At 36.0% G+C, this 13,450-nt stretch carries 15 protein-coding genes and 1 pseudogene; 3 read left to right on the forward strand and 13 right to left on the reverse strand.

Features of this window, described 5'->3' with window-relative positions; genetic code table 11:
• Positions 1 to 11: 11 nt before the first annotated feature.
• The 6 genes and pseudogenes from ccpA to AC3WTA_RS11070 all read right to left on the reverse strand — a co-directional run bounded on the left by ccpA (position 12) and on the right by AC3WTA_RS11070 (position 4,319).
• Entirely contained in the window at positions 12 to 1,010 is a 999-nt protein-coding gene (gene ccpA / locus AC3WTA_RS11045) for a catabolite control protein A (protein ID WP_001103309.1), read from the reverse strand.
• A 381-nt stretch (positions 1,011 to 1,391) separates the two neighbouring features.
• A pseudogene (locus AC3WTA_RS11050) lies at positions 1,392 to 1,513 on the reverse strand (bifunctional 3-deoxy-7-phosphoheptulonate synthase/chorismate mutase); the annotation flags it as partial.
• A gap of 256 nt (positions 1,514 to 1,769) precedes the next feature.
• Positions 1,770 to 2,252, reverse strand: coding sequence for a DUF2247 family protein (locus AC3WTA_RS11055; protein WP_070169156.1), 483 nt, complete (start codon positions 2,250 to 2,252; stop codon positions 1,770 to 1,772).
• Positions 2,253 to 2,346: 94 nt separating this feature from the next.
• A complete protein-coding gene (locus AC3WTA_RS11060) occupies positions 2,347 to 3,363 on the reverse strand; it encodes a CamS family sex pheromone protein (protein WP_070169157.1) in 1,017 nt (338 codons plus the stop codon).
• Positions 3,364 to 3,480: 117 nt separating this feature from the next.
• Positions 3,481 to 3,807: a bacillithiol system redox-active protein YtxJ gene (ytxJ, locus tag AC3WTA_RS11065; protein ID WP_070169158.1), complete on the reverse strand. Its 327-nt coding sequence runs from the start codon at positions 3,805 to 3,807 to the stop codon at positions 3,481 to 3,483.
• Positions 3,807 to 4,319: a DUF948 domain-containing protein gene (locus AC3WTA_RS11070; RefSeq protein ID WP_001197725.1), complete on the reverse strand. Its 513-nt coding sequence runs from the start codon at positions 4,317 to 4,319 to the stop codon at positions 3,807 to 3,809. The genes ytxJ and AC3WTA_RS11070 overlap by 1 nt, the downstream gene beginning before the upstream one ends.
• A gap of 187 nt (positions 4,320 to 4,506) precedes the next feature.
• On the opposite strand from AC3WTA_RS11070, the gene AC3WTA_RS11075 reads away from it, so the two are divergent.
• Positions 4,507 to 5,622, forward strand: a complete 1,116-nt coding sequence (locus AC3WTA_RS11075; protein WP_000654744.1) for an aminopeptidase — start codon at positions 4,507 to 4,509, stop codon at positions 5,620 to 5,622.
• A gap of 37 nt (positions 5,623 to 5,659) precedes the next feature.
• Here AC3WTA_RS11075 and AC3WTA_RS11080 read toward each other — a convergent pair whose 3' ends face one another.
• From AC3WTA_RS11080 to AC3WTA_RS11095, 4 genes are all read right to left on the reverse strand, one after another.
• Positions 5,660 to 6,094, reverse strand: a complete 435-nt coding sequence (locus tag AC3WTA_RS11080; RefSeq protein WP_000717644.1) for a hypothetical protein — start codon at positions 6,092 to 6,094, stop codon at positions 5,660 to 5,662.
• Between the two features lie 195 nt (positions 6,095 to 6,289).
• Positions 6,290 to 6,694: a PH domain-containing protein gene (locus AC3WTA_RS11085; protein ID WP_492332878.1), complete on the reverse strand. Its 405-nt coding sequence runs from the start codon at positions 6,692 to 6,694 to the stop codon at positions 6,290 to 6,292.
• 76 nt (positions 6,695 to 6,770) lie between these two features.
• Positions 6,771 to 7,262: a GNAT family N-acetyltransferase gene (locus AC3WTA_RS11090; protein WP_001003143.1), complete on the reverse strand. Its 492-nt coding sequence runs from the start codon at positions 7,260 to 7,262 to the stop codon at positions 6,771 to 6,773.
• On the reverse strand, positions 7,259 to 7,807 hold the full coding sequence (locus AC3WTA_RS11095; RefSeq protein WP_000494657.1) for a GNAT family N-acetyltransferase: 549 nt from the start codon (positions 7,805 to 7,807) through the stop codon (positions 7,259 to 7,261). Before AC3WTA_RS11095 ends, AC3WTA_RS11090 begins: the two co-directional genes overlap by 4 nt.
• A 142-nt stretch (positions 7,808 to 7,949) precedes the next feature.
• On the opposite strand from AC3WTA_RS11095, the gene AC3WTA_RS11100 reads away from it, so the two are divergent.
• Both AC3WTA_RS11100 and AC3WTA_RS11105 read left to right on the forward strand, forming a co-directional pair.
• Positions 7,950 to 8,294 (forward strand): PadR family transcriptional regulator, encoded by a 345-nt coding sequence (locus AC3WTA_RS11100; protein ID WP_000414144.1) that lies wholly within the window; start codon positions 7,950 to 7,952, stop codon positions 8,292 to 8,294.
• Positions 8,291 to 8,953, forward strand: a complete 663-nt coding sequence (locus AC3WTA_RS11105) for a hypothetical protein (protein ID WP_001031386.1) — start codon at positions 8,291 to 8,293, stop codon at positions 8,951 to 8,953. Before AC3WTA_RS11100 ends, AC3WTA_RS11105 begins: the two co-directional genes overlap by 4 nt.
• 54 nt (positions 8,954 to 9,007) lie before the next feature.
• On the opposite strand, the gene murC is transcribed toward AC3WTA_RS11105, so the two are convergent.
• The 3 genes from murC to AC3WTA_RS11120 all read right to left on the reverse strand — a co-directional run.
• Positions 9,008 to 10,318 carry a UDP-N-acetylmuramate--L-alanine ligase gene (murC, locus tag AC3WTA_RS11110; RefSeq protein WP_000219461.1) on the reverse strand — a complete coding sequence of 437 codons (1,311 nt, stop codon included), beginning with the start codon at positions 10,316 to 10,318 and terminating at the stop codon, positions 9,008 to 9,010.
• Positions 10,319 to 10,571: 253 nt separating this feature from the next.
• Complete coding sequence (locus AC3WTA_RS11115) at positions 10,572 to 11,690, reverse strand: nicotinate phosphoribosyltransferase (RefSeq protein ID WP_000658380.1); 1,119 nt, start codon at positions 11,688 to 11,690, stop codon at positions 10,572 to 10,574.
• A 61-nt stretch (positions 11,691 to 11,751) separates the two neighbouring features.
• Positions 11,752 to 13,450 (reverse strand): DNA translocase FtsK (locus tag AC3WTA_RS11120; RefSeq protein ID WP_492332879.1); only part of this gene is annotated, 1,699 nt, incomplete at its 5' end.

A 13,450-nucleotide genomic window follows, 5' to 3' on the forward strand; every position in this document is an offset into this window, starting at 1 on the left:
CTTTTTTATACTTACTTCGTTGAATCTCTAAATTGGATACGGTGAGGTAAGATAACAGTGTGATCTTCCACTTTTTCTTTGTTCATATACTTTGTTAATAGACGCATTGCTACTGCACCGATATCATACATCGGTTGTACAACTGTTGAAAGTTGCGGACGAACCATTAATGCAAGGCGTGTATTATCGAAACCAAGTACTTCTACATCAGTTGGTACGTTTAATCCAGCGTCTTGTGCTGCATGGATTACACCTAGTGCCATTTCGTCAGAAGACACGAAGATTGCTGTTGGCTTTTCATCACTGCTCCAAAGCTTTTCGAATGCTTCGATACCTGAATCATATGTGTAATCTCCATCGATTATAAGATTTTCATCATATGAAATACCTGCTTCTTCTAAAGCTTTTTTATAACCTTGTAACTTCTTCGCGCTTCCCGCTTTATTAATGAAAGGACCAGAGACGAAGCCGATACGCGTATGTCCTTGCTCAATAAAGTGCTTCATTGCGTCGTAAGCCGCTTGTGTATAATCAATATTTACTGATGGCGTTTCATTTTGCTCATCAAATGACGCTGCTAATACGATTGGCACTGGAGACTTTTTGAATTCTTCAATGTGAATGTCTGTAATATCTTCACCCATGAAAACAATTCCGTCCACTTGTTTTCCAAGCATCGTATTTAATAAATGGAACTCTTTCTCTTTGTTTTGGTCAGAGTTACTTAAAATGATGTTATATTTGTACATTGTTGCGATATCTTCAATTCCACGAGCAAGTTCTGCATAAAACGTATTTGAGATATCAGGAATAATAACACCTACTGTAGTTGTCTTCTTACTTGCTAGTCCACGTGCTACCGCATTTGGGCGGTACCCTAAACGATCAATTGCTTCTAATACTTTCTTTCTTGTTGTAGGCTTTACATTTGGATTACCGTTCACTACACGAGATACGGTAGCCATTGAAACGTTTGCTTCACGCGCTACATCATAAATTGTTACGTTCATCTCATCGCACACTCCTTCTATTTTTGTTATCTATTTTTATGTATCGGTTACTTGAATGAAAAAAAGACATCAACTCTATTTGCAGATGCCACCAATCGTCCCGAGTTCTTCCTTTTACTAATGATACGATAAAAACGCAGGCTCATACAATATTTTCCCGCAAAGTTTCGAAAAAATTCGCTTCTTTTCTCGTATTTTCGTATTTTTTATGAAAAAAAGGGCGTTTTTTGTAAAAATATAGATATTCAATACGTAGAAACCTTATTTTAAGCAATACGATAGTAGATAGTAAATGAAATTTATATCGGTGATTTTTCAAATATATCGACTTACCGACAGAAACCGAAAATGATATTCATTTGATGCGCGCTGGATCTGGGCTGGCAATAGGAGGTCACATCGCCCTGTAGAATGCGTTATATCGACAACGACAGGTAAATATGTGTTTCTTTCTTTAAAATCGGCACAGCGGAAACATGAAGCGTATTACGCATCGATCTTTCATTGCTTCAGAAAATTGACGTACTTGTTCATAACTTTCTACTGTGCATGGTCCCATAATAAAAAGCTGATTTCCATCACCATTAATTTCAACAATCGTATCTTCTTGTAACTCTAAACGAGCTTGGAAAGTATGTTATAACATCTAGGTTTCAAATGGCTCATTATTATTCTCTGCGATTACATATAGCATAACTTACCTTCCCGTTTCAGAAACTAATTGTAAGTCACGACCTATTTATTGATAGTTTGTATATATTAGCATTTAAATCTCGATTCCTCTAATTTCAAAAATTCCCCAAACCTATTTACCAAATCTTTTTTCGTAGTGGGAACTTCTTGAGGCATATAATTAACAAAACTCACCATATCTTCTGGATAGTGATGATTTCCATAAAACTTTGCAATTTCATTTAATAACTCATTATCTTCTTTACATCTTTCTTTTATTTCAGATAAACAAACAAATCTTAGTTTTCTTTTCTCTTCTACTAACACTGTGCTTTCTTCATCTAATTGAGAAAAATAATTAGTTTTTATTTCTAACATCACCTTACCTAAATTTTCATTAGAGACTCTCCATGAAAGTTCACTAACAAACTCACTTTCATCACCAATCCCCATCAATTCTACTGCATAATCAGAAATAACGTCTTTACTAAAATAATTCCCTTGGACGCCTACAAAAATAGTTTTCCAATCATACTTAATATGTTTATTTTTTAAGTCTCTTAAGTTCATATGACTTCCCCCTTACTTTTTGGAATTTGATTTGGCTTATCCGCCATAACACCATTTTCAATAAAAAAAAGACAGTTTAAACACTGTCTTTTTTTTATAAGAAGGAAACAAACGGTTTTTCGCTGTTTTTCTCTTTTATAATAATTGCCTCGATTTTACTCTCGGACTTTATCTGCAATTGTACTTTCGCATCTTTAGGTAATTTTTCTAACATACTTTGAGCAGCCATTTGGGTAAGAGCCATTAATTCTGTTTTACCGTTATATTTAATAACGATATTCATATTTAATGTATCCATCTGGTTTTTCTTGTAAGAAACTTTAGCATTTACTGGGATAAAATCTGCCGGAGAAAAATCTTTCATTGCCTTAGCAAATTCAGTTATTTTTGTATTATCTTCTCCATGTGCTTGTTTAAATTCATCAGAAGGATATGAAAACGCTTGTTCATCAATCGTACTCCAATTTCCAAGGTTCGTATCATTCTTTTGAACAGTAGCACTAGCAATATACGTACCATTTTTTAAAGAACTTGTACTTTCTTGCTTAAAGATAGCAAACGTAATTGGAGACTTATTATACTTGTCATTTTTATTAATCGCTTCAATAAGTTGCTTGGCAACTTCAGTACCCTTAGATATAGCTTCTTCATTCGATACACTTGAAGACATAGCTAAACCGATCATAACACCAGATAAACTTAGTTCGTTTGAATTCTGTTTTCCGAAATAGTCTTGTTCTATAATATTCGTCAAAACTGGCGCTTCTACTTTTGCGACTAGTTCATCAACTAACTTCTCCGGAATATACTGATTTAATTGTAGTACATGATTTTCTGTATCAAATTGCTGCGCTGCAATATTCATTAAACCATTTTCATACTCTGCTAAATCTAATTTAGAATTTGTTTTTATATTAGCTGTATTTATAACCTTTTGTTCTTTTAAAGGAATTACAGTTCTATAATAATCTTTCGAAACAGCAGTTCTCGGGATCATGCTTTTTTCTTTCGTATCCTTCTGTATAACTTCATCCTTCTTACTAATCGTATTATTACTACAAGCTCCTAGTAATAAACTTACGACCGCGAAGGATAATGCCATTTTCTTCATTACTTAAAACCTACTTTCAACAATCTAGTTATTTAATTTGAACTATTAACAGTGTACCATTAAATATATTTCAACAAAAACAAAAAAAAGAAGCAAGCACCTTTAGCTTGCTTCTTTTTACTTAATATTCTCTTCTAAAGCGTCTTTTTTAATGTTCCAATGAGACGTATTCCATACTACCATCCCATCTTTTATGTATAACACTTGCGGAGATTCATGTTTAACGCTGTACTGTTCTGCAACAAGATTCGAAACATCTCTCGCATCTTGTACGTATAAGTAATACGCTGGTACTGCTCTTTCTTCATTACAATACGCTTGAAATTCTGTATATGCACCGTGACTAATCGGGCATGTCGTACTATGTTTAAAAAGAACATACGGCTCGTTTTTTTCTACTAATACTTCAAGCTCTTCAATTGCTTCAATTTTTGTCATATTCATCACGATTCACCTCTCATACGAAGTCTAGAGCGCTTCTCTTTCTTTTCAGCTTTTTTCTCAAGTCTTTCTAATTTACGCTCTTCTTTTTCAACCTTTTTCTCTTGTCTTGTCGCACGATAATGATTGTATACTTCAATTGCTGCGCTACTCCACTGTACAACTTGCGCTACTTTATCTGCATTGTTTTCAATTTCGTCCGTAACAGAATCTGATACATTACGAAGTTTCGTATTTAAAGAATGGATTGTCGTTCCAATTCCATCTACACCCGATACTACTTTATTTAATGATTGTGACTTCTGTTGAATGTCATCAGCTAACGCATTTGTTTTATGTAATAATTGCTCCGTCTCTACGCTAATCCCTTGCATTTGCTTTTCTAAACCTTCTAACGTGCTTGCAACGTTTTCTAACGTCTTTTGAACCGATAACAACGTTCTGCATACATACACTACTAATACAGCGAAAGCAACCGCGATAATAGCCGCACTTACATATAAAAGAACTTGCATTTCATCACTTCCTTTATCTTTTTCATACTTTCCCCTATTATACAATCATTTTCCGTTTCGTTCTAATCCCTATCTTTTCATTAGAATTTTCATACTTATTCGTTAACTTTAACATAAATGATTCAACAAATTCCACTAAGTAGGTTACAATAGGAGAGGATACATAATTAGTAGGGAGGCTTTACATATGAAAGATCCACGCATTGAAAAGTTAGCATACAATTTAATTAACTACTCTATTCGCTTACAAAAAGGCGAAAAAGTATTAATTGAAAACTTTGGCTTACAAAAAGGACTTGTAACTGCACTTGTAAAAGAAGCATATGCAGCTGGTGGTTTCCCATTCGTTTCTTTAAAAGATCATCAAGTAGATCGCTCTTTATTAATGGGTGCTACTGAAGAACATTTCGAACAAATCGCTGCATATGAAGCAAGTGTAATGAAAGATATGGACGCTTATATCGGTCTTCGCTCTGGCGATAACATTAACGAACAAGCTGACGTGCCAAGTGAAAGAATGCAAATTCACGGTCAAACAGTTGGTAAGAAAGTTCATAGAGACATCCGCGTTCCGAAAACGCGCTGGGTTGTTCTTCGCTATCCAAATGCATCTATGGCGCAGCTTGCTAAAATGAGCACAGAAGCTTTCGAAGACTTCTACTTCGAAGTTTGTAACTTAGACTACGGTAAAATGGATAAGGCGATGGATAGCCTTGTTACATTAATGAATAAAACAGATAAAGTTCGCCTAACTGGCCCTGGAACTGACTTAACATTCTCTATTAAAAACATTCCAGCTATTAAATGCTCAGGTCATTTAAACATTCCAGACGGTGAAGTATATTCTGCACCAGTTCGCGATTCTGTTAACGGTACAGTTTCATACAATACACCATCTCCTTACAACGGTTATACATTTGAAAATGTACAACTTAAATTTGAGAACGGTCAAATCGTTGAAGCAACTGCAAACGATACAGAGCGCATTAACAAAATCTTCGATACAGACGAAGGCGCGCGTTTCGTTGGTGAGTTCGCAATCGGCGTAAACCCATACATCTTACATCCAATGGGAGATATCCTATTCGATGAAAAAATCGATGGTAGCTTCCACTTCACTCCTGGACAAGCTTACGACGATGCATGGAACGGCAACAACTCGAATATTCACTGGGATTTAGTATGCATCCAGCGCCCTGAATACGGCGGCGGCGAAATTTACTTCGACGACGTACTAATCCGTAAAGATGGACGCTTCGTTGTACCTGAATTAGAAGCTTTAAACCCAGAGAACTTAAAATAATGAAAAACGCTCGGAATGTTCTCCGAGCGTCTTTTTATTAATATTGTAATAAATCTTTCGCCACATCTTCTGGCACTTTAAAACTCATTTTCTTATTTTTCATTTCAACTTCGACATAAGAGACATCTTTATATACTGTCATAGTACCAATTTCATGTAACCCTTTTTTATCATTACTCGAATCCGATAATTTTTTTGTATCCTCTTGATACATTTTAAATGTTTTCCCTTGCGGAGTATCTAATGGAGCCGACTGCATTTCCCACTTATCCATTTTCATGACTTCAAACAGCTTTTCAATTTCTTTCTTATCAGTAATTACTTTTTTATCACTTGAATCCGTAAGTGATTCAATCTCAACCTTTTGTGCCTTTTCTAAGTTCATATCAGCCTTTTCCTTCTTCGCACTACACCCTATTACAAGAAAGGATGCTGTTAGCAGAAATATAAACAACATACAGATTTTTTTCATCTCTAATCCTCCTGCACTATATAAAACTACTTTTCTCGCTTTTTGTTTGTTAAAAATGAAAATAATATAAAAGCGCCACTGCAATAGCACCTATTAATATTGGTTCATATAAGGGCAGATCCCATTTCATATATACTCTAGTGCAAATAGCAAGCACAAGCAATATTTCTAAACAAAACAAAGGTTTTACATATTTCATTTTTTACCTACCATTTCTATTTTCACATGTGGATTCTCTTTTTCTACAAGCGATAAAAACCGCTCCATTTGTTGCGGTATCGCAACCATATGTACTTTGTATGCATTCGTCGTAATTTCAAGGTATTTCCCAACTTGACGAATGATTCTTATCTCTTTCAATACGATATCGTCATTTAAAATGCCGTACTTTAATACACCATTTTCTACTTTATGCTTTTTAATAAATACTTCCCAAACGAGTGGCACATTTACAAGGAAGCATAAACCCATTCCAATTAACGCTGACATCCACTGCTCTTTATTTGAGATAATCATGACAAGTGGATATATGAACATAAAAACTAACGTGAGACAAACGAAAATTACTACTGACTTACTTCTTTGAATCGGAAAGTCCATACCTACACCCCCTAACCTAAATTATACCAATTTTTCCGTTTTGATTATAAAAAAAGGCCATTTCTGAATGACCTTTTCAAACAATGTACCTATAGAATTTCTTATCTACCTGTAACACTGGAAAACTTTTTGGCAACTCGTCTATACTCACACTTTGGAAATTATTCTTTTCATAAAAGCGATGCGCTGCTAAAAACTTCACTGTCGTTCCTAAGTAAATATCTTTCAGCTTTTTATTCTCAGCCCACAAAATTGCCGTTTGGAGCAACTTATGTGATGCACCCCAATCTTTTCCGCGAAACTCTTTTTTTACGAACATTTTTCTTAATGCTACTTGATCGTTGCCAATATCTAATAAGGCCACTGTTCCAACTACTTTATCATCATAAGTTGCTATCCAAAAGTTTCCACAATCCCTTTGATAGAACGTTTCTATTTCAAGTAAGTCTGGCTGCTCTTCTTTCGTAATGGGAACATTGTACTCTTTTTGCTGAATATGAACGATAAGATCTACTACTTTATCTTGAAACGTACTTTCATACGGAATAATGCGTATCTTCTCGTTCATCGGATCTCCTTCCACTCTGAAGCTAATAAACTATATACAGCGATATCATGAAAATGATCATATAACCATTCTTCATCTCTTAAAATACCATCTAACTTAAAACCTAAACGCTCTGGAATAGCTCGGCTTTTCTCGTTTTCAACACCGCATCTAATTTCTATTTTATTTAATTTTAAATTCTCAAATGCATAGTGAAGTACAGCCTTTACGCTACGCGTCATAATACCTGTCCCACCAGCATCTTCTGCAAGATAATATCCGAGACTTGCCGCTTTCTTCCCCCAACTTACTGGATGAATGCCCACCATCCCAACTAGCTTTCCTTTATAACGTATGCCACTTTCAAAACCGTCACCCTCTGCAAACTTCTTTAACCACATCGGACAAATTTCATCATACGCACCAGCAGATTTCATCCCATCTACCCAAGGAAGCCATCTTCGTAAATGATTACGGTTTTGGTCTATTAATTGATATAGTTCCTCTTTATGATGCTTCTCTAATAACTGTAATTCGATTTCGTCATCTACTCGAAGTGTGAACATGCTTTTTAGCCCCTTTTAGTTTTCTTATTATTCTAACACTTATAGATGCAAAATGTTAAATATTCACACTTTTTTCGATTTGATATAAGAACAACAACTATATATGATTGATATCTAGATATGAATCATATATAGTTAAAGTATGGAAAAAAATGATAATTTTATAATTCAATTACGTAAAGGTGTTTTTGATCTCGCTATTTTGTCTTTAATAAGTAAACAGCCTATGTACGGATACGAAATTACAAGTGCCTTACAAAATATCCCTGTGTTTCATATCCCGAACGGTTCGATTTACCCTATATTAAATCGAATCACGAAAAACAATTGGGCTGTTTCCTATTGGGAAGAGTCCGGTGATGGGCCAAAAAGAAAATACTATCGAATTACAGACGAAGGGAGAGAAATTTTAAATAGTCGCTTACATGATTATGATGCAGTGTATCATGCTCTAATGTTACTAGCTAAAGGAGAGGATAAAAAATGAACAAAGAACAATTCTTTTCAAATGAACTCATTACTTCTTTCTTACACGATCTTCATAAAGGTTTAATGAACTTACCTACGTCAGCAAGAGAACAACATGTGTTAGAGATCAAATCGGATTTATATGAAAATGCATTATGTAAAGAAAGTGAAGGGATACCATTAGCGAGCATTCCTTCACAAGTGATTGAAGAATTTCTTCCTCCAAAAGAATCAGCAAAGGAAATTGCAGGAGAATATACAGATGTTATTCAAGATGCACAGCAATCTACAAATACATTTATTAAATATTATTCCGGCCTATCTATCGGTCCACTCGGCGCTTTATCAGTGCCTATTGTACTCGGTTTTATAAATTTTTCTGCTAATTTACCATTTTTACTAGCCTTTATTGCAAGCAACATTTGGTTTATCTTTAGAGAAAACCATTGGAATATAGATTTATTAAAATACTTTAAAACAATTATTTTCATCAGTTCAAGACTGCTAATTGCTCTCCCATTCAGCTTTTTCGCTATTCGAATTATGATAACAAAACAATTCGATATGTTTTCATTCTATTATTTAATCGGATATGTACTTTTTAGTTCAATTTATATCGTTTTGTTAAAACAACTATACAAAAAAAATAAACAATACCAACATATCAACGCTTTTTAAAATATATCGAACACAACAAAAAAGACGCACAGCCACCGCTATGCGTCTTTTTTCTTACTTCTCTGCAACTTGAACTTCTTTTACGTAAGCCGCTTCGAATTTTTGGATGTCGCCTGCGCCCATGAAAATTAGAACGCCGTTTTTATGTTTCTTTAATACATCCGTTGTTGTATCTGTAATTAGTTCTGCACCGTCAATACGCTTTTGCAGATCTTCGATTGTTAATTCACCTTTGTTTTCGCGTGCTGATCCGAAAATATCACATAAGTATACTTGGTCAGCTTTGCTTAGACTTTCAGCGAACTCATCTAAGAATTTTTCTGTACGTGAGAATGTATGTGGCTGGAATACAGCGACAACTTCACGCTCTGGATGTTTTTGACGAGCTGCTTCAATCGTTGCATTAATTTCTGTCGGATGGTGTGCGTAGTCATCGATAATAACTTGCTCTCCCATTGGCTTTTCATTAAAGCGACGTTTTACGCCTTCAAAAGTTGTTAGCTGATGCTTAACTGCTTCTACATCAACGTTTTCATAATGGCAAAGCGCGATTACTGCTAATGCATTTAATACGCTGTGATTGCCGTATCCTGTAATTTTGAACGTGTCATAGTACGTATTACGAACGAATACATCGAAAATAGTACCATCTGTTCTCTTTTGAATGTTACGTGCTTGGAAATCATTATCTTCTCCAAATCCATAGAAAATAACAGGTACTTTCGCTTGAATTTTTTGAAGTTCTTCATCATCTCCACATGCAATAATGCCTTTTTTCACTTGCAATGCCATCTCTTGGAATGCATTGAATACATCATTGATATCTGAGAAATAATCTGGATGATCAAAATCAATGTTTGTCATAATCGCATAGTCTGGATTGTAAGACAAGAAATGACGACGATACTCACAAGCTTCAAATACAAAATACTTACTATTTTCTACCCCATGCCCTGTTCCATCTCCAATAAGGTAAGATGTAGGGTGTGCACCTTGCATTACATGGGCTAACAAGCCAGTTGTTGATGTTTTTCCATGTGCACCAGTTACAGCAACACTTGTGTATTGGTTCATAAGGTCACCTAAGAAGTGATGGTAACGATGTACCGGGATGTTTAATTCTTTTGCTGCTACGATTTCTTCATGCGTATCAGGAAATGCATTTCCTGCAATAATCACTTGTCCTTCTTTTACATTATTTTTATCAAAAGGAAGGATCGAGATATTACGCTTTTCCAACGCTGTTTGTGTAAAGAAACGCTTTTCATAATCAGACCCTTGAACAGTATGCTTCATGTCATGAAGAATTTGAGCTAATGAACTCATTCCTGTTCCTTTAATTCCTACAAAATGGTAAACTGTCATCTTAAAGAACCTCCAACATTTCGAACTAATACAACGGCCTATCTATAAGACAGTATATGAATCTTTTCTTATTTTGGTAATCATCATACATTTTTGATGTAGTGAAGTTATTCTTTCCCTTCACTTATCAGGATAAACTCGTACGTACTTCTTTTTTATGTCCATAACAAATCCATTATAGCAAAAAAGAAGCCGCTATACTATGATAACAGAAAAACTGATAGGGTCAATCACCTATCAGTTTTTCTCTCTTTTACATATCTTCTCTTTTTTCTAATTGAACACGCTCTAGACGTGGGTTTGGACGATATTTACGACCAGCTTTCGCTTCTGGTTTTCCATTTAATTCTACGTTATCACCAGTAAAGCCAATATTCATTTTTAATAAGCTACTTCCTACTCCGTATATATCAACAGGTACGTTTTGAGCTTCAAATTCACGAATACGCTTCTCATCAAATCCACCAGTTACAACGATGTCTACATGCTGGAATCCTTCTTCATCAAGTGCTTTACGAAGTGCGAATACAAGCGATGGGTTTACACCACGTGGATCGAATGTTCCAAGTACTTCTGGGTGGCGAATGAAGTATTGATCAATCATCGTGCGCGACGTATCTACACGTACACCTTTTAATGTTGATCCAAATTCACGCGCTACGCGAAGTGCATCTGTAATGACATCATTGTTGTAATCAATTAATACAACTAATTCATCTTCTGGGAATTTCTTATGATATGCTTTTGCCGCTTCCACAACATCACCATTAAACATTTGAATTAATGCGTGAGGCATTGTCCCCATACCACTTCTGCCCCACCATTCATTCATCGCATGCGTCGCTTGTGCGCTCATACCTCCGATGTATGCTGCATAACCGTCACCAGCTTGTTGCGTATAATGATCGTCACGATCTCCCATGAAAATAACTGGTTTTTCTTTATCTACACTACGTGCAGCTTGGACAACGTTATATACGTTTGTCGCAACTGATGTACGACGGGCTAAAATCCCATCAATGACACCTTCTAAAAATCCGAAATTTTCATAAGGACCATGAATTGTTAACACTGTTTCAAACGGACTAATATTATCGCCATCTTTTAAAGAGTTAATTTCAAGTTCCTCAGGATTTTTTGCGAATGTTTGTAGCAATGCAATCACTTCATCTGTTCCGCAAAGAACTGCATTTTCCTTTTGGAAAAATTGCATCGTCACAACACTTTTCGGGCGAAATTCTTCAATGATTTCTCTAGTCTTTAAAAAGTAAACGGCAGAGAACCAACCTTCTCCAACACGTTCGTCAAATTTAAATGTTCTATTTGTTAGTCTATTTATTTCACCTTTTAATTTTAATTCAATTTCTTTCATGTCGCTTTACTCCCTACTTTACTATCCAACATTTTCTATTAGTATACAGCAAAACCGTTTCCTATACATTTGTTTCCTGCATAGCAGCGAATTCATCCTCAGAAATAAGGACATCTCTCGGTTTCGTTCCTCTTCCTTCAGAAATAATCCCTTGCGATTCCATCTCTTCAATGAGACGTGCCGCGCGATTATAACCGATGCGGAATTTTCGCTGTACAGAAGATGTGGACGCTCCCCCTTGTTCTACAACAAATTGACATGCATCAAAGAACAATTCGTCTTCCGACTCAGCTTGTTCTGTTTTCGCTAATAAATCCTCTTGCTTAAATAAGTAGTTCGGCTTCATTTGCTTTCTCACATGATCAACTGTTTTCTCAATCTCATCATCCGATACATATACACCTTGTACACGAACCGGTTTAGACGTACCGTTTCCTAAGAATAACATATCACCACGACCAAGTAATTTCTCCGCGCCCCCAATATCGATAATCGTACGCGAATCAACTTGGGATGATACTGTAAACGCAATACGCGTTGGAATGTTTGATTTAATTAAACCTGTAATAACGTCTACAGATGGTCTCTGCGTCGCAACTAATAAGTGAATACCACAAGCACGAGCTTTTTGTGCAATACGACAAATCGCTTCCTCAACATCACCAGGAGCAACCATCATTAAGTCGGCTAACTCGTCAATGACAATAACGATATAAGGTAATGTCTCTCCTGGAATTTCTCGCCCACTTACAATCGTATTATAACGAGTTAAATCACGAGCACCCGCGTGCGCAAACAATTCATAACGACGCTCCATTTCTTCAACTGCCCACTTTAAAGCCGCTGTCGCTGCTTTTACATCCGTAATAACAGGTGCTACAAGATGTGGAACAGAATTGTATGGTGCAAGCTCAACCATCTTCGGATCGATTAACATTAACTTCACTTCATGCGGTTTCGCTTTATATAAAATACTCGTTAAAATTGCGTTAATGCACACACTTTTACCAGAACCCGTTGCACCCGCAATAAGTCCATGTGGCATTTTTCGAATATCCGTTACAATTGGATCGCCTGAAATATCAAGTCCTAGCGCAACTGTAAGCGGTGATTCACTCTTTGTAAACACAGGACTTCGTAAAATTTCACGAAGGAATACTGGCTTACTTTCTTTATTTGGAACTTCGATTCCAATCGCACTCTTCCCTGGAATCGGTGCTTCAATACGAATATCTTTCGCTGCTAAACTCAGTTTAATATCATCACTTAAGTTTGTAATTTTATTTACTTTCACACCTGGGTCTGGCTGTACTTCAAAACGAGTTACCGCTGGACCTTGCGATACGTTAATAACATGTGCACCAACGTGGAAATTATTAAATGTTGTATCTAATAATTCTTTCTGTTCATCCAACCATTCCGTATTATCTAACGCTGCCTGCTGCGGAATTGACAACAATGTTAATGGCGGAATTGCATATGTCGGTGGTGTTTGCAATACATTTCGCATATCGTTCTCTCTTTGATTTACAACATATGCTTTCTCTTGTACTTCCGTACTTGAAATTGGCTTGTGTACTTGCTCTGCCACTACTTGCTGCATTGGTTTCTCTTCCACTTGTGGTTTTACTACCTCTTGCTGCATTGGTTTCTCTTCCACTTTTGATTCTACCACTACTTGTTGCATTGGTTTCTCTTCTACTTGTGGTTCCACTGCCACTTGTTGCATTGGTTTCTCTTCCACTTGTGGTTCTACCACT

It is taken from the genome of Bacillus sp. EB106-07-01-XG149, assembly GCF_058791555.1.